14 protein-coding genes are annotated in these 15,714 nt (G+C 47.5%); 7 read left to right on the top strand and 7 right to left on the bottom strand.

Going from position 1 to position 15,714, the window contains the following annotated elements:
• Window positions 1–179: 179 nt before the first annotated feature.
• Window positions 180–1,469 (bottom strand): ammonium transporter, encoded by a 1,290-nt coding sequence (locus AC4E8D_RS07550; protein ID WP_036610695.1) that lies wholly within the window; start codon window positions 1,467–1,469, stop codon window positions 180–182.
• Between the two features lie 2 nt (window positions 1,470–1,471).
• Window positions 1,472–1,885 (bottom strand): hypothetical protein, encoded by a 414-nt coding sequence (locus AC4E8D_RS07545; protein WP_490206015.1) that lies wholly within the window; start codon window positions 1,883–1,885, stop codon window positions 1,472–1,474.
• Window positions 1,886–2,171: 286 nt separating this feature from the next.
• Between AC4E8D_RS07545 and AC4E8D_RS07540 the strand changes: the two genes are divergently transcribed.
• The gene (locus AC4E8D_RS07540; protein WP_339183014.1) at window positions 2,172–2,663 is read left to right on the top strand and encodes a DinB family protein; all 492 of its coding nucleotides are present in this window, start codon (window positions 2,172–2,174) and stop codon (window positions 2,661–2,663) included.
• Window positions 2,664–2,777: 114 nt separating this feature from the next.
• On the opposite strand, the gene AC4E8D_RS07535 is transcribed toward AC4E8D_RS07540, so the two are convergent.
• Both AC4E8D_RS07535 and AC4E8D_RS07530 read right to left on the bottom strand, forming a co-directional pair.
• On the bottom strand, window positions 2,778–3,281 hold the full coding sequence (locus AC4E8D_RS07535; protein WP_339183011.1) for a GNAT family N-acetyltransferase: 504 nt from the start codon (window positions 3,279–3,281) through the stop codon (window positions 2,778–2,780).
• Window positions 3,282–3,388: 107 nt separating this feature from the next.
• Window positions 3,389–4,492: a M23 family metallopeptidase gene (locus tag AC4E8D_RS07530; RefSeq protein ID WP_339183009.1), complete on the bottom strand. Its 1,104-nt coding sequence runs from the start codon at window positions 4,490–4,492 to the stop codon at window positions 3,389–3,391.
• A 221-nt stretch (window positions 4,493–4,713) separates the two neighbouring features.
• Between AC4E8D_RS07530 and AC4E8D_RS07525 the strand changes: the two genes are divergently transcribed.
• The 3 genes from AC4E8D_RS07525 to thrS all read left to right on the top strand — a co-directional run bounded on the left by AC4E8D_RS07525 (window position 4,714) and on the right by thrS (window position 9,705).
• A complete protein-coding gene (locus tag AC4E8D_RS07525) occupies window positions 4,714–5,475 on the top strand; it encodes a response regulator transcription factor (RefSeq protein WP_339183007.1) in 762 nt (253 codons plus the stop codon).
• The gene (locus tag AC4E8D_RS07520; protein ID WP_339183005.1) at window positions 5,472–7,232 is read left to right on the top strand and encodes a sensor histidine kinase; all 1,761 of its coding nucleotides are present in this window, start codon (window positions 5,472–5,474) and stop codon (window positions 7,230–7,232) included. Before AC4E8D_RS07525 ends, AC4E8D_RS07520 begins: the two co-directional genes overlap by 4 nt.
• 472 nt (window positions 7,233–7,704) lie before the next feature.
• Window positions 7,705–9,705, top strand: coding sequence for a threonine--tRNA ligase (gene thrS, locus AC4E8D_RS07515; RefSeq protein ID WP_339307363.1), 2,001 nt, complete (start codon window positions 7,705–7,707; stop codon window positions 9,703–9,705).
• Window positions 9,706–9,752: 47 nt separating this feature from the next.
• Here thrS and AC4E8D_RS07510 read toward each other — a convergent pair whose 3' ends face one another.
• Window positions 9,753–10,616, bottom strand: coding sequence for an SDR family oxidoreductase (locus AC4E8D_RS07510; protein ID WP_339307361.1), 864 nt, complete (start codon window positions 10,614–10,616; stop codon window positions 9,753–9,755).
• A gap of 104 nt (window positions 10,617–10,720) precedes the next feature.
• Here AC4E8D_RS07510 and AC4E8D_RS07505 point away from each other — a divergent pair, with 104 nt between their 5' ends.
• Both AC4E8D_RS07505 and AC4E8D_RS07500 read left to right on the top strand, forming a co-directional pair.
• Entirely contained in the window at window positions 10,721–11,263 is a 543-nt protein-coding gene (locus AC4E8D_RS07505) for a hypothetical protein (protein WP_490206014.1), read from the top strand.
• A gap of 56 nt (window positions 11,264–11,319) precedes the next feature.
• A complete protein-coding gene (locus AC4E8D_RS07500; RefSeq protein WP_490206013.1) occupies window positions 11,320–12,051 on the top strand; it encodes an MBL fold metallo-hydrolase in 732 nt (243 codons plus the stop codon).
• Between the two features lie 441 nt (window positions 12,052–12,492).
• Here the strand turns inward: AC4E8D_RS07500 and AC4E8D_RS07495 are convergent, their stop codons facing one another.
• Window positions 12,493–13,704 (bottom strand): PQQ-dependent sugar dehydrogenase, encoded by a 1,212-nt coding sequence (locus AC4E8D_RS07495; protein WP_490206012.1) that lies wholly within the window; start codon window positions 13,702–13,704, stop codon window positions 12,493–12,495.
• A 261-nt stretch (window positions 13,705–13,965) separates the two neighbouring features.
• On the opposite strand from AC4E8D_RS07495, the gene AC4E8D_RS07490 reads away from it, so the two are divergent.
• Window positions 13,966–15,054 carry a M24 family metallopeptidase gene (locus AC4E8D_RS07490; RefSeq protein WP_490206011.1) on the top strand — a complete coding sequence of 363 codons (1,089 nt, stop codon included), beginning with the start codon at window positions 13,966–13,968 and terminating at the stop codon, window positions 15,052–15,054.
• A gap of 284 nt (window positions 15,055–15,338) precedes the next feature.
• On the opposite strand, the gene AC4E8D_RS07485 is transcribed toward AC4E8D_RS07490, so the two are convergent.
• A complete protein-coding gene (locus AC4E8D_RS07485) occupies window positions 15,339–15,692 on the bottom strand; it encodes a hypothetical protein (RefSeq protein ID WP_221819240.1) in 354 nt (117 codons plus the stop codon).
• Window positions 15,693–15,714: the final 22 nt, after the last annotated feature.

Raw genomic sequence — 15,714 nt, 5'->3', positions numbered from 1 at the left:
TCCCCAGAATTTTTTAGATTCACCTTTGCAAAGGTAAAAATCCGGGGATAAAGGCGAACTCTTCGATTCTTCAGGTTCTTTCTGTCCTCTACGTTCTCGTGTAAATGTGCAGTCCAATTTATATAGAAAAAAGAGACTGACATTCCTTGTCAGTCTACTTCCTTAATTCTATATTCCATTTAACGATTTGGATCAGAAGACTTCTCCTGGTAAGCACGCATATGCTCCTCACCATCCAGGAATTCATGGGCCTGATGGGCTGCCATCACACCATGATAACTGATATCCAGACCCAAATCTTCCTCTTCTTCTGTCGAACGTACAGGCACAATTTTGCCAATCAACTTTAACCCGATCCAGGTCATGGCGAATCCCCAGATGACTAAGGCTGTAAGGCCAAGTGCTTGAACACCCAGCAACCTCCAGCCGCCGCCCATAAATAATCCACCATCCGTAGCAAACAGACCTACAGCAATCGTGCCCCACATTCCGGATGCAGCATGCACCGGGAAAGCACCAACTGGATCATCAATCTGCCGACGGTCCAGCCAGTTAGTGGCTGCCATCATCAATAGACCGGATACTGCCCCAATGAATATCGCTGCTACATCACCAACAAAAGCACAGCCTGCCGTAATGCCGACGAGTCCCGCGAGTGAACCGTTAATGACCGATGGCGCATCTGAACGATTGAAGCGGAATAACGTATACAACAACGTAACCGCACCACCCGAAGCCGCAGATAACATCGTAACAATCGCAATGTGACCAATTCTTACATCCGTCGCACTGAGTGTACTACCAGCATTGAAGCCAAACCAGCCGAACCATAACAGAAATGCACCTACAGATGCCAGTGGCAGATTGCTCGGGAGTGCAATGGCACTTACGCCAAGTGGCGTGTATTTGCCTTTACGCGGGCCAATAATAATCGCAGCCGCCAGTGCCGAGAATCCGCCGAGTGCATGGATAACAGCCGAACCGGCAAAGTCCTGCATCCCCAGCTGACTAAGCCAGCCGCCGCCCCATGCCCAGTGTCCACCAATTGGATAGATAATCGCCGTCATCAATATGATATACAACAGGTAGGCACGGAAGTTGATCCGCTCGGCTACCGCTCCTGAAACGATGGAAATAACAGCAATGGTAAAGGCAGCCTGGAACAACCAGAATGTCTCCAGAGATACCGGTACGTCCAGGTGAGACAAATCCCCATTCAGGAAAAATCCCGTTACTCCCGCAAAACCGCCAACGTCCGAACCATACATCAGTCCAAAACCGATAGCATAGAACAGCAACGTTCCAATCGTAATGTCAGCAAAAACCTTCATAATAATGTTCACACTATTTTTATAACGCACAAAGCCAGCCTCGAGCAGGGCGAATCCACCCTCCATCAATAAAATCATCGCTGCACTCAGTACGACCCAGACCGTATCAATCCCGGTGCTTAACGTCTCCAAAGTCATGTTTATACATCCTCCGTTTCACTAAGCTGTCTGAGTTCACGGATTGTATCGGACGCAAGCTCAATCTCGTCCCGCTCAATGCTGTCCGGATGCTTAATTCGTTCTGCGATCTGATCCAATTCACGTATGCGTCTGCGAATCTGTTCCATCTTGCGAAAACGTTCCTTCACCTGCACCATATACTCTACCGCCTGATGATGGGATGCTGGGCGGCCCGCAAACCATTTGCGTACGGGCGACAACGATTGATAAGCAACCTCTTCCGCTCGACGCTTCTGTTCGAACTGTTCGATCTTCTGCTTGAGCGTTTGGATCTCATTTTCTTTTTTGACCTTCAGCCGTTCGATAAGGTACAATAAATCGGACGATGATATTTGCAATGCTGTATGGTGATACACCTCGTCGATTACTAACATATCATGTCAGGACTCCTTACATATCAAGTTACTTGTACCGATTATAGTTTGCCGGGGTCTGCCCGTCAATCTTTTTTTGGACTTGGGATGGATTTAAATGAACCGTTCATGGAGAACGGCTTTTTTTATTTGGCACAAATCACATCTAACAAAGGCTAATCTTGCCTAGGTTCGCATTCACTCTTTCCATTCTCAATGCTTCAAGAATAAGCATCCACATTTTGGGTAATGAACATACACAGACTACCCGCATCATAGAACCCGTATATAAGGAGAGGATTGCACGATGTTTACTCGTAATGACAATATACGCAACCAAATTTGGGAAGCCATCTCAGGACTCGAAGAAGAACAATTGAACCGAAAATCTTCACCCGAACAGTGGAGTATTATGCAAGTACTACGTCATCTGAATCTGATGGAAAATGTCATTGGAAAACAAGCCCGCCTGGCCCTCGAGAAGGAACAGACGGTGTCTGTGGACAAAAAACCATATGAATTATCGTTGGACCGCAGCCGCTCCGTAGAGGCACCACCCCATCTTCAGCCTCCAGCAGCGCCCGAAGCACTTGCAGACGTACGCAATGATCTGGACGAATCTCACCAATCGTTAAATAACTTTGCATTGGATCATGATCCTGACCTGCTGCGCAGCAAGTCCTTTCCTCATCCCGTATTTGGTGAGATGGATCTAACCCAATGGATTGACTTTACAAGTTATCATGAGGAACGTCATCTGGGACAGATCCAAGAGATCAAACAGCAGCTTGGCGTATAAACACAACCTTACTTTCACATAGCAAAGAATATAGTTGAACGACAAAAAACCTCCAATCCTATTAATTTAGGTTGAAGGTTTTCAATGTTCTTATCCTACGAATAAGAACGACACTTATATTTTTTTGCCCAAAATCGCCAGATCTCTATTCACACCATCCAGTACGGCAACTTCGGGATAATATCCCCACTGTTCAAAACCATGCTTGCGCAATAACCCCAGACTCGGTTCGTTATGCCCAAAGACAAATCCGAGAATGGTCGTAATCCCAAGTGCAGGACACGCCTCAAATACCGTTTCAAGCAAACGTCCGCCAGCCCCAATTCCGCGGCATTGCTGATCGACGTATACACTGACTTCCACCGTTCCGTTATACGCAGGGCGTCCATAGAACGAGCTGAGACTTGCCCAAGCTACCACCTGTCCTGCTTGCTTCATCACCCAAAGCGGACGATGATCGGGTGTATGTTCCTCGAACCAAGGCAAACGTTGCTCCACCGTCACCGGCTCCAAATCCGCTGTTGCCATACGGCCCTCAATGGTAGAATTATAAATTTCCACAATCCTCGGCAAGTCCTCCAGGCGCGCATATTCAATCTGCACATCTTCCAGTTTCATCACTATTCCTCCATCATTCCAGATCGTTCTATTATCATAGAGGATATTATAATGGAAAATAGAAGCCTTCGTCACCTCTAACATTCTGACAGAGAATTACTCCATCATTACTCTGGAAGTCCCTGAATTGTGTTCCCACGAGTTAACTGCTGAGTCTGGTCTGCCCAACGAATGTTAATTGAGCGAGATGTGAACAGATCCGGGCCATCCGACACCTGGAAATGCAGATGAGCTTCACTGGAGTTCCCCGAATTACCAAGCTCACCGATAGGGTCTCCCTGCTTGAGCTTATCTCCTTTTTTGACCGAGACAGTACCTTCCTTGATGTGTCCTGTGATGCTGTATTCATTGTTGCCATGGTCGATCACCACATAATTCCCCGCTGGCTCTTCGGGATTCATGACGCCGGGTATATTGTCTGGTATGTCATTTTTGGTATCGACAACTGTTCCGTCCGCAGCAGCATAGAGTGGTTGACCAAAAGCATGGTAGTTTGCGTTCACCTTGGCATCCCCGTTATAGCTAAAACCTTCTTTTGAACGAATGATATCCAGCGCATAGCGCTGTGTTTCATGCTCATAATGATAGTTCGACATCACATCGTTACCTCCCCAGAACACATACCATTCACCCTTTAAAGGGAAATGGAATTCAGTTTTGGTGAACTTTTGATCTGTATTCTTATGGGTTTCCAGCGGCTGGATCAACAGACCATCAATCTGATTGGCCTCGGTAAAATAGGCTCGAATCCCTTTTGTCCCTGTTTGATCCTTCCAGGCGAACTCGGTCAGATTGTTCATCTCAGCTGCGAACACTTGATCCAGGGAAGTTACTCCTTCCAGGAACTCGTCAGCAGACGTTTTAAGATTTTCAAGTGTGATCGCTTCCTTCATTTGAGGACTCAACTGACGGTAAATATCTTCACTGGAACCCTTCATGAGGGTATCAACAAAATTGTCGGGTGTAACCATTGCAGTTCCTGCTGAAGCAGAATCCTGTTCCTGATGAGTGTTCTCACCCTCTTTATTTGTATTGGATGCCTGTTCGGCTGACTGCTGCTCCGCCTGGTCGGAAGTAATGGAGTTGCTGTTGCCGCAAGCAGACAATATCACGCAAGCTCCAAGGGTAATCGCAAGCACCTTCCACCCCCTTTTATTCTGCAATTTCAATTGTGTATTTTGTTTTGATTTCAGATGACCTTCTCTGTTCATTCTCAACATCCCTTTCCGTTAATCGTTATACTTTCCAGTTAAGTGTACAGAATGAGTCTTATCCTTCGTCTAACCCCATCTTACATGTAGTTAAACTTGCAACGCCTTTTGAGGCTGCATAATTAAGATTCCGTTAAGATAGCTCATACACTATACAGCCTTCTTGGATGGTATGATTAGCAATACACACAACGGAAGGATCAGGAGGTCATTTTTAAACTATGGATAACGTCTCATTACTGCTTGTGGATGATGAACAGGCTATTCTGCATATGCTCAAAACCGTTCTGCTCAAAGAGCAGTTTCTCGATATTGATACCGTTACAACAGGCGAAGCTGCCATTGAGGCATGCAACAACAAGACGTATCATTGCATCGTGCTCGACATCATGCTTCCTGGCAAAAGCGGACTGGAAATCTGTCCTTTTCTACGGCAGGTCACCGATGCTCCCATCCTGTTTCTGACGGCCAAAACAACGGATTATGACAAATTAACCGGGTTCGCCGTTGGGGGCGACGATTATGTTGCCAAACCCTTTAATCCTCTGGAAGTGGTTGCTCGAATTAAATCATTACTGAAGCGTTATTTACCTTCTAAAACCGCAGCGATCTCGGATCACAACCCATCTAACGTAAATACGTCATCTCGCTGCACATCGGAAGGCGTGTACGATTTTGGACGATTCCAGGTACTGGAGTGGGCTGGTGAACTTCGGGTTGAAGGTGAGCCCGTACCCTGTCCGGCACTTGTGTTTCAACTGCTACTCTTTTTCTGCAAACATCCCAATCGAATCTTCACCAAATCAGACCTCTATGAGCGAGTCTGGGGCTCTGAAGCCATTAGTGATGATAATACCGTGATGGTTCATATTCACCGCATTCGGGAGCGCATTGAAGCCGATCCTTCCAATCCGGTGTTTCTCGTCAACGTCCGGGGTCTGGGTTACAAACTGATTCAGCCGGAACATGTGTCACGCCCATGAGTATTCGTCGCAGGTTAATGACCCGGTTTATCGGGATGCTTGCCGGTGCAGTTGTTCTTATCATCCTGCTTGGGTCTGTAGCCACTTACTGGGTCGTACAAAAGGTAAATGAAGTGAATCTGGTAGATGATTTTGCTGCCAACGGTCTGGACCAATTAATTAATACAGCAGAGATCATGCCGGATGATACCATCCGATATGACCCCGAATTGCTGAAGCAAGTAGATAAATATCAAGGCTGGCTGCAAGTTCTGGATGAACAAGGTTACGCCATAGATGCATACCACACCCCGGCCGATGTTCCTACTCACTATAAACCGGGAGAATTGATTGCATACTGGGAAAGCCAAAAGCCCTTCCCTTATCAGATCGTCATGCTAATCCGGGAGAAAAACGGGAAGGAATTCACCTTGTTATATGGTGAGAGTAACCCGGCCAAGTCCTTAATGAATAAGATTCGTTCAGACCTTGCTTTCACCAACGGGAAGCTTGATCTTAAGACCGACCAACAGGAGGCCCTCCGTGCCGCCAATGCTTATCTTCAAGTATTGGACGCGTCAGGACGCGAGCTCTCCTCCTATAACAAACCGGACATGGGCGTACCTAGCGAATACACCATTCAGGAACTTGTTCTGCAAGTTCGCTATCCGAGTCGATCAGGTATGTCTGTTGCAACGTGGTACGACGAACAAAATGAAACTACCTGGCTGATTAGCATCCCTGGTGATCCAGCGGTGAACACTGATCAGAACCCCTACAATTTTATTCTGGAACCGGCATTGGTTGTATTGATTGTATCCATCATCATTCTGCTCATCTTGCTTGCCTTCTGGTATGCCAATCGATTCGGCTCACCCATGCTGCATATGCTCCAATGGTTACAGCGTCTGGAGCGAGGGCATTACGAGGAACCCACCGGAGCTTTAGGAGTGCCTCGCAGCCAGCGTCGTAACGGAAAATGGAAACGGAAATATCACGTTTATGCTGAGGTGCTCCGCTCCATGCAGGCCTTGTCTCACACATTGAAACAAGATGAAGAACTTCGGAAACAGACCGATTCACTACGCGAGGAGTGGATTGCTGGCATAACACATGACCTGAAGACACCCCTCTCCTCCATTCAGGGATATGCTCATATGCTTGAGGCGGATAAGTATAGCTGGACCGCGGAGGAAGTCAGGGAATTCGCAGGCATAATGCTCGATAAGTCCATGTATATGGACAGGCTTGTCAACGACCTTGCCATGACCTATCGATTACGCAGCGGAGGATATCAACCTGTGGTTGAAGAGACTGACGTAAATGCGTTGCTTCGTGATCTGATCCAGCGCGCCGAACGGAATCCTGCATATGGGGAAGGTCGCATCCTATTCCAACCTTCCGAAGTGCCTGTGTATGGACTTGTCCATATTCCGTCGTTTGAACGAATTGTGGATAATCTGACTGCCAATGCCCTTCTTCATAATCCGCCCGAGTCCATCCTGGTTGTCAGTGTGCATTCTGGTAAGCAGGTAGATGAATTCAGCATTCAGTTTGCCGATAATGGAAGAGGCATGGACTCCGAGATGGTATGGAAGTTATTTGAACGATACTATCGCGGTACAGATACAGGTACATCGGACGTTGGATCAGGGCTGGGCATGGCGGTAACCAAAGGTTTGATCGAAGCCATGAATGGTCGTATTGAGGTACAGTCCACCCCTGGTGAAGGAACGATCATTCGCTTAATATGGGATGGGCCGTCCGAAACCAATTAAAATGTTCCACTTGACCTTTCCATTTTCAGTCTATATAATCGACACTCAACAACACCTGTTCCAATATATTGATATTGAATGCAACATATTTCAGAATAATTTGAATGAGTTGATCTAACATATTTGGCGATGACCAGAGACATGATTTCGTTTGCGTGCTGCCCAGAGAGAGAGGGGATTGGTGAAACCTTCTTCAGCGAACGGACCGGAATTACCCCTCTGCAGCCGTGACCTCCAACCTCAGCATTTCGGACCTCCTTCGGATGTTCGGCATGCTGCCAGTAGAGTCCACCGTCTGATCCCCGATAACGGATTCCAATGAGGGTTATGATGTTTCCTGTTCACGACGGCTGGTCGAGATCAGGGTGCACCATAACCAAATTAGGGTGGAACCACGAGCCAAGCGCACTCGTCCCTTTTCCGGGACGGGTGTTTTTTGCGCTTTCATTTTAAGAAATGGAGAGTGGTTCACATGAGCAAACAGGAAAACAGTAACTCAGCAAGCAACAAATCAGGTAACGAAATTAACAACCAAGCAAATGATCTTCAACAATCCAGCCATTCCATTGAGGTCCGTCTGCAAGGTGGCGCGGTACGTTCTTACGAAGCAGGCATCACTGTCGGTGCGGTCGCCTCATCCATCAGCACAAGCCTGGGAAAACAGGCTATTGGCGGTATTGTAGATGGTCAAAATGTCGATCTCGATTGGGTGCTCAAGCAAGATTGCGAACTTGTTATCGTTACTTTGGACAGTGCGGAAGGTCTATATCGTTATCGTCATAGCGCAGCACATGTGCTCGCACAGGCACTCAAACGCATCTACGGTGCAGAACAAGTGAAACTGGGTATCGGCCCAGTCATTGAAGATGGATTCTATTACGATGTTGATCTGGAGCATGCCTTGTCCATCAGTGATTTGGCTGCCATCGAGCGGGAAATGAACAAAATCATTCAGGAGAATCATAAGATCAGTCGCCGGGTCGTTAACCGGGAGGAAGCCCTCCGGATCTTCGGAGAGATCCAAGACCCCTATAAGCTTGAACTCATTCAGGATTTGCCAGAGGACGCCGAACTTTCAATCTATGATCAAGGAGAGTTCTTCGATCTGTGTCGCGGTCCCCATCTTCCATCCACTGGTCGGATCAAAGCGTTCAAGCTGCTGAATGTGGCTGGTGCGTACTGGCGGGGTAACTCGGATAATAAGATGCTACAACGCATCTACGGCACTGCTTTCCCGAACAAAGCCCAACTGGATGAACACTTGCACATGCTTGAAGAAGCGAAGAAACGAGATCACCGTAAACTTGGCAAAGAGCTCGAACTGTTCATGTTCTCCGAAGAAGCACCTGGCATGCCCTTTTATCTGTCCAAAGGTATGACTGTTCGCACTGAACTGGAGCAATTCTCGCGTGAGCTGCAATTACAGGAAGGTTATCAGGAGGTTCGGACTCCTCTCATGATGAACAACCGGCTGTGGGAGCAATCCGGCCATTGGGAGCATTACAAGGACAACATGTATTTCTCGGAAGTGGACGATGCGACTTTTGCACTGAAACCGATGAACTGTCCTGGGCACATGCTGATCTTCAAAAACACACTTCATTCCTATCGCGAATTACCCATTCGCATGATGGAATTTGGTCAGGTTCACCGCCATGAATTCTCAGGTGCCCTGAACGGTATGATGCGTGTGCGGACATTCTGCCAGGATGATGCCCATCTATACGTCATGCCAGAGCAGATCGAGGACGAGATTAATCAGGCGATCTCACTGATCGGACGTATGTACAACATCTTTGGGTTCGAATATAAGATTGAATTGTCCACTCGCCCGGAAGATTCCATGGGATCGGAAGAACTGTGGGATCAAGCTGAAAGAGCTTTGCAGAATGTACTAGATCGTCGAGGCGTGGAGTATCGCATTAACGAAGGAGACGGTGCCTTTTATGGACCAAAAATTGACTTTCATATCCTCGATGCGCTGAAACGCAGCTGGCAGTGCGGAACAATCCAGCTTGATTTTCAAATGCCGGAGAAGTTCGACCTCACTTACATTGGAGAAGATAGTCTGAAACACCGTCCTGTCGTGATCCATCGTGCCATCTACGGTTCCATCGATCGTTTCATCGGCATCCTGACTGAACATTACGCAGGAGCGTTCCCACTCTGGCTTGCACCTGTACAAGTGAAACTCCTACCTGTATCGGATCATTATGTAGACTATGCGCTCCAAGTACAGAACCAACTCCGGGCTGCGGGCATTCGGGTAGAAACAGATCTGCGGAGCGAGAAGCTCGGGTACAAAATCCGTGAAGCCCAGATGGAAAAAGTGCCTTATTCGCTCGTACTTGGTGAGAATGAGAAAAATGCCTCATCCGCCTCTGTCCGTGCATACGGTCAGGGAGATCAAGGCATCCAACGTATTGAAGCTGTTATTGAAATGATCCAACAAGCTGTGAAGGCAAAAGTATAAAAGATGTAACGACTCTATTCATGGGTCACTCATCAGCTTGTGCTGAATTACAACTTCTCGTCAGGCTTTAGCCCAACCTGTTCTTCGCTCCATGTCCAGAAACGCTCAGCTGAAGCATCATCAACGGCATGTTTCTTCAGCTGCTGCTCTTTCTGTTGATAGAAGTAACGCCCGGTGATGCCGACGACTTCAGGGCTTGTGGCCAGATAAACAGCCGTTCGCGCCCCTTCTTCAGGGGACAGAAAGAATGGAAGTTTACCTGCAAAAGCCATAATACGTGTGCCAAATCCGGTATTACGATCTACGCCAATACTCGTTCCCACCGCACCAGGGTGTAGACAGTTCACTGTGACAGATGTACCTGACATTTTGCGAGCAAGTGCACGAGTGAACAGCACGTTAGCCAACTTGGATTGAGCATAGCTTTTGATCGGATTATAAGCTTTGTGCAGATGTGGATCTTCGAAGTGGATTTTGCCGGCCTTGTACGCACCTGACGAAACGTTCACAATTCGCCCCTGCTTTGCGGCTTTCAGAGGTTCTATCAATAGTAAGGTCAGCAGGAAGTGCCCCAGATGGTTGATACCGATACTTTGTTCGAACCCATCTGAGGTTTCCTTCCGCTTAACCATCACTACCCCTGCATTATTAACCAGAACGTCAAGGCGATCATGACGCTCGCGGAATGTGCGGGCAAACTGGCGTATACTTTCGAGTGAACCCAGGTCACACAACATCAATTCAATCGCAGAAGAGCCGGACTGACGCACAGCTTCCTGAAGAGCCTCTTGTCCGCGCTTCTCACTGCGGCATGCCATGATTACGCGATATCCTTGTCTTGCAAGTTCAATGGTGGTTGCCAACCCCATACCTGAGTTAGCTCCTGTTACAATTGCTGTCTGATTGGACATGAGGTACTTCCCTTCTGAACCTGAGGTTCCGAAATTAGAGGCGCGACGACGGACAATATGAGATAATGATAGGATCACATCTCGGTTTCCATGGGAGGACAAGTATGCTGACCAAAGAAGATTTTAAAAAAGTTAAAAAACAAGCCAAACTTGAAATCGCACTACTCGAACAGGAATATCAGGAAATCTTGCAGAACGTTGAGTCTACGCTGTATGAAAAATACGGTATTTTGGACAAAGAAGAAACGCGTGATCTCACCCGAAAACGCAAAAACCGAAGATATGCTTCACTCGTCATCGAACTATGCGCCATTACTGAACAAATGTTACATCAACTGTACAGAGACGTATATCAGAAAAAGTTTAATTCGACCCAGCTGATGAAAACTCCTGCCTACCGTGCACGCTCCAATATGGAGATTATTCAGGCCGAACTGAGTAAAGAGTTCATTGCTCTGGAATCCGAAAAAGAACACTTCGCTGAAGCCCTTAGTCTGGTGTATCAGACGAGGAACAAACTTGTTCATGATAACTTCTCGTTTGTCTCCATCGTTAAGGATGGCAGTAATGAAGAAGAAACGTTCGAAGCGCTGCTCCATACGGTAAAAAAATATAGAAAACACTTGAAATATAATCGCCCTGAATAACAACAATCATCGCTTAAAAAGAAAAGGAGGTGTACCGGACTACGGTCCGGATAACCATGAGCCATCCAACAACTTCGATTACTGTGCTAAATCTCCAGATTCCCACACCTTCCGGGAACAGCCCCATATTCCCCGTCATGCTTCGTGATGCAGATGGCGTTACCCTGATGGATACGGGCATGATTGGACAATTTGCCGAACTTCAATCCGCATTGGAACATGAGGGCGTACAGCTCGCGGACGTCAAACGGGTGATTATTACCCATCAGGACATTGATCATATCGGTAACTTGGGCGCTCTTCTGGATGCCATTCCCGATCTTGAAATCTGGGCACATGCCGATGAGATTCCATATCTAACCGGTGAGAAACCTTTGATCAAATTCACGCCTGAACGTCGTGCTCTGCTGCCCGCGCCCGTTTTGGCACTGGCAGACCAACTGCTCTTGCAGCTGCCTGAAGTGAACATTAGTAGAACTCTGGCGGACGGAGACTTGTTACCCCTTCAAGGTGGTACACAGGTCATTCATACACCGGGACATACGCCAGGTCATATCTGCCTGTATTTCGGGGAGCAACAGTTCCTGCTCGCTGCCGATGAACTTCGTGTGGTCGATGATGAACTGGTTGGCCCTGCACCACAAGCGACACCGGACATGCCTGAAGCGATGCGAAGCCTGAAGAAACTGACCAACCTTAAGCTCAATAAGGTTCTCTGTTATCACGGTGGAGAGTACACAAATGATCCGACTCAGCGTATTGCCACACTTGCGGAGAGCGCAGAGTAGTAAAGAACGTGGAGCTGTGAGTATTTTTGGAATGACACAAGCATCCTATTAACGCTGTTTCTCTTCGTGCGGCATTGTGCGTTGTAGCTCATTCAAGATTAGGATGACACATAGATTACAATCAAGGAGCTGTCCCCAAATGTCATGAATTTGACGGAGACAGCTCCTTTAATTAATTAACCATGTGCGTCTACTACTGCACTGGAGTTGTTTGTAATGAATCTCAGACTACGAACGCCACCAAACCTCTATTCAAGGTGCGTCAGGTTCGTTAGAAAAAATTTTATTGAATGCGATTCAGATTCAGGGCACTTCAGGGCTTTGACTCAAGTTGAGTGGTAACCGTTCGTTTTAAACTTACTTCATCCTCACCCTTACGGGGATACCAATCCGGTTCGACACTGTCCTGCAACACTGATTTTATCTCCCCTGACTCCAGACTTAACTCTCTGGAGTAAGCACTATCAGCTTGTCATCTCCATCTCGTGGCGATCCTCGTCCATCCCGATTGTTCGTAAGCACATATAACTTCCCGTCCTCGCCAGCACTCACATTGCGAATTCGACCCCATTCATCTTCGAAGAGGGGTTCCACCTTCTTCACCTGTGTGCCATCTTCCGAAAGAGTAACCTTCAGCAACTGCTCTCCACGCAGATTCGCAGCAATCAGAGATCCAGCCCAAGGACCTTCTTCTACAAAAGCTACACCAGACGGCGCCCATGTATCATTCCCACTATGTGCAAGCGGAGCCTGATATGCGTCGTTGCCATCGTCGTCTCCCTCCACCTCAGGCCAGCCATAATTCTCTCCAGCTACAATCCGGTTAATCTCATCGTGATTCCGCTGCCCATGCTCGGTAGAATACAGATAACCGTTGTCCGGGTTCCATGCCAGTCCCTGTGCGTTGCGGTGTCCCATACTGTATACAGGTGAATTCGGCCATGGGTTGTCTGCCGGGATCGATCCGTCGAGACCAATCCGCAATATTTTACCGCCAAGGCTATCTTTGTTCTGTGACAGTTCCGGTTCATAACGTTCACCTGTCGTGATAAAGAGCAACTTGTCCGGGCCAATTTTGATCCGCCCACCGTTATGATTTGTTCCGCCTGGGATGTTGCCAAGCAGCTCTTGATCTATGACCGCTTTGCCATCATTCACCTTGAGGCGTAACACTCGATTCGCAATGTCATCGTCTTCCAGATAGGAGTGGTACGCATACAGATAACCGTTCTCCTCGAAGTCCGGATCAGCTGCCAGACCCAACAGACCTCCTTCACCTTCTTCATTAAACGGGGCTGAGAATTCAATCAGTGGTTCAGGGGCTAGTTTTCCATCCTCGATGACCCGAATCGCACCAGGCCGTTCCGTTACAAACATCCGACCATCAGGCACACTCACAATCTCCCACGGTGCATTCAATCCTTCAACCAGAACGGAAGTCTGATACGGAATAACCGTCTCCCCCTGCGCTCCACTCTCATTCCCACTTGCACCGGTATTGCCTCCATTCGCTGTCTGTCCCTGACCTGCTCCCTGTCCCTGAGGCGTCTGCTCTGCTCCTCCCGTTGAGGGTTCGCCTGAAGAACATGACGCGGTTAACAGTGCTACACTTAATAATGAAGCATACAGCGGAACGGTTACTCGATTATTCATGATAACATCTCCCTTCGTATATCGTTCTTTTGTATAAAATAAATAAGTCATGCTTAACGTATTGTTAATGTTTTTTTCTCTATAGTTGAGGTGTTATTATTCATCTGTAAAGCGGTTTCGCCCTGTATTACCCTTCACACCAGCCGCTTAAACCGAGAATTCAAGGTATTCCGAGGACATGAAATCACCGCAGTTTGGAATTCCATCATAATCTTTTATAATAGAAGGATAGTATGAATGGAAAGGTGGACAACTACACTTATGAATCAAAACCCTTTATCTCGTCTTGAAGCCGATCTGTCCGGGCAAGGATTGGACGCCATGCTGATCACAGATCCAAAACATATCTACTATTTAACCGGATTTGCGAGCAATCCGCATGAACGCTTCCTAGGTCTGGTTCTCGCACGTGGCGAAGAGCCCCTGTTGATTGTACCTGCGCTCGATGCTGAAGCTGCCGCTGCCGCTTCCTCGGTATCCAACATTGCCACTCACACGGATACGGATAATCCATACGCTTTGTTCGAACGTTATCAAGGGCGCTTGGGTCGAGTAGGTCTCGAAAAAGAGTACGTGACGGTCGCACGTTATGAGCAACTGACCGCCGCACTGGGTGCTGCCAGCTTTGAAGATGTTGGCCCCCTGCTTCGCACATTACGTGTGAAAAAAACACCTGATGAGGTAGCCCGCATTCGCCATGCCATTCATCTGATTGAAGAAACATTGCGTCAAGGACTCTCTCATGTTCGTACAGGCGTAACTGAGATCGAGCTTGTCGCCGAGATGGAGTATCAGATGAAAAAGCTGGGTGCCGATGGTCCTTCCTTTGATACCATGGTGCTCACGGGACCCAAAACAGGTCTGCCACACGGTACACCAGGTGAACGGAAACTGCAACATGGTGACCTGTTGATGTTTGACATGGGTGTCTATGCCGGTGGATATGCTTCGGATATCACGCGTACATTCGCTTTTGGTGACATCTCACCTGAACTCAAAACCATCTATAACACCGTGCTCGCAGCGAACGAAACTGCCATCCAAATCGTGAAACCAGGCATCACCTGCGCTGAAGTGGATCGTGCAGCACGCCAGGTCACGGAAGAAGCGGGATACGGCGAACGTTTTATGCATAGAGTAGGCCATGGACTCGGTATTGACGTACATGAGTATCCTTCTCTCCATGGAGAGAATATGGACATCCTGAATGAAGGTACCGTATTCACGATTGAACCGGGCATATATACCGCAGCAGGCGGCGTCCGCATTGAGGATGATGTAATTGTGACCGAGACGGGTGTGGAAGTTCTGACAACATATCCAAAAGAACTGCAAATCCTTACCGACTAATGTAATTGGATCTATGTCAAAAATAGCCCATATACATCAATGCTCAGCCGATATTTATGCATCATGAACTAAACTGCACCAAACTGTGCTGAACTGTATCTTCTAAATAATATACTCCTTTTGCGTACGCCTCAGGCCTGTATACAGAAAAGTACACACGCGAACACAAAAATCCCGCAAATCCATGAATATCATGGGTTGCGGGATTGTAATTAATACAAAGCATATCCTAGATTACTCCGTCTGCATTCTACGTAATCTTATTCCTGCTCACTCATTTACCATTAACCAAACTCTTGCGTGATATCCTGCCAAGACTCCAGCTGTGGCAGCTGTTGCTTCCCCCAGTAATCCAGAAACCATTGAATAATCCCGGTTGGATCTGTTGTGCTGTAGCTGTAATGCCGGAAACCGTCCTCGCCTTCCTGCAAACGAATCTCTGCCACCATTTGCCCTGGTTCCTCAAGCGCAGCAGCCTGCATATACATACTTCCCTCCAACAGCTCCGAAGGTTTAAGTACTACGTATTCATGCAATTCCAGATTGGAGATCAACTCCACCAATAACGAGGCATTAATACTATCATTCTCGTAGGTTGTGCCATTGCTTTCCAGTGTATAACGCAGTGTAGAGTACATGTTCGATTCCCCTTTGGTTGAA

This window comes from Paenibacillus sp. SRL342 (genome assembly GCF_984798905.1).
This window is presented reverse-complemented; position numbering and strand designations above follow the sequence as displayed.

Excerpts from the sequence above, each read along its gene's own strand:
- AC4E8D_RS07550 (WP_036610695.1), bottom strand. The coding sequence starts at position 1,469 with ATGACTTTGGAGACGTTAAGCACCGGGATTGATACGGTCTGGGTCGTA.
- AC4E8D_RS07545 (WP_490206015.1), bottom strand. The coding sequence starts at position 1,885 with ATGTTAGTAATCGACGAGGTGTATCACCATACAGCATTGCAAATATCA.
- AC4E8D_RS07540 (WP_339183014.1), top strand. The coding sequence starts at position 2,172 with ATGTTTACTCGTAATGACAATATACGCAACCAAATTTGGGAAGCCATC.
- AC4E8D_RS07535 (WP_339183011.1), bottom strand. The coding sequence starts at position 3,281 with ATGAAACTGGAAGATGTGCAGATTGAATATGCGCGCCTGGAGGACTTG.
- AC4E8D_RS07530 (WP_339183009.1), bottom strand. The coding sequence starts at position 4,492 with ATGAACAGAGAAGGTCATCTGAAATCAAAACAAAATACACAATTGAAA.
- AC4E8D_RS07525 (WP_339183007.1), top strand. The coding sequence starts at position 4,714 with ATGGATAACGTCTCATTACTGCTTGTGGATGATGAACAGGCTATTCTG.
- AC4E8D_RS07520 (WP_339183005.1), top strand. The coding sequence starts at position 5,472 with ATGAGTATTCGTCGCAGGTTAATGACCCGGTTTATCGGGATGCTTGCC.
- thrS (WP_339307363.1), top strand. The coding sequence starts at position 7,705 with ATGAGCAAACAGGAAAACAGTAACTCAGCAAGCAACAAATCAGGTAAC.
- AC4E8D_RS07510 (WP_339307361.1), bottom strand. The coding sequence starts at position 10,616 with ATGTCCAATCAGACAGCAATTGTAACAGGAGCTAACTCAGGTATGGGG.
- AC4E8D_RS07505 (WP_490206014.1), top strand. The coding sequence starts at position 10,721 with ATGCTGACCAAAGAAGATTTTAAAAAAGTTAAAAAACAAGCCAAACTT.
- AC4E8D_RS07500 (WP_490206013.1), top strand. The coding sequence starts at position 11,320 with ATGAGCCATCCAACAACTTCGATTACTGTGCTAAATCTCCAGATTCCC.
- AC4E8D_RS07495 (WP_490206012.1), bottom strand. The coding sequence starts at position 13,704 with ATGAATAATCGAGTAACCGTTCCGCTGTATGCTTCATTATTAAGTGTA.
- AC4E8D_RS07490 (WP_490206011.1), top strand. The coding sequence starts at position 13,966 with ATGAATCAAAACCCTTTATCTCGTCTTGAAGCCGATCTGTCCGGGCAA.
- AC4E8D_RS07485 (WP_221819240.1), bottom strand. The coding sequence starts at position 15,692 with ATGTACTCTACACTGCGTTATACACTGGAAAGCAATGGCACAACCTAC.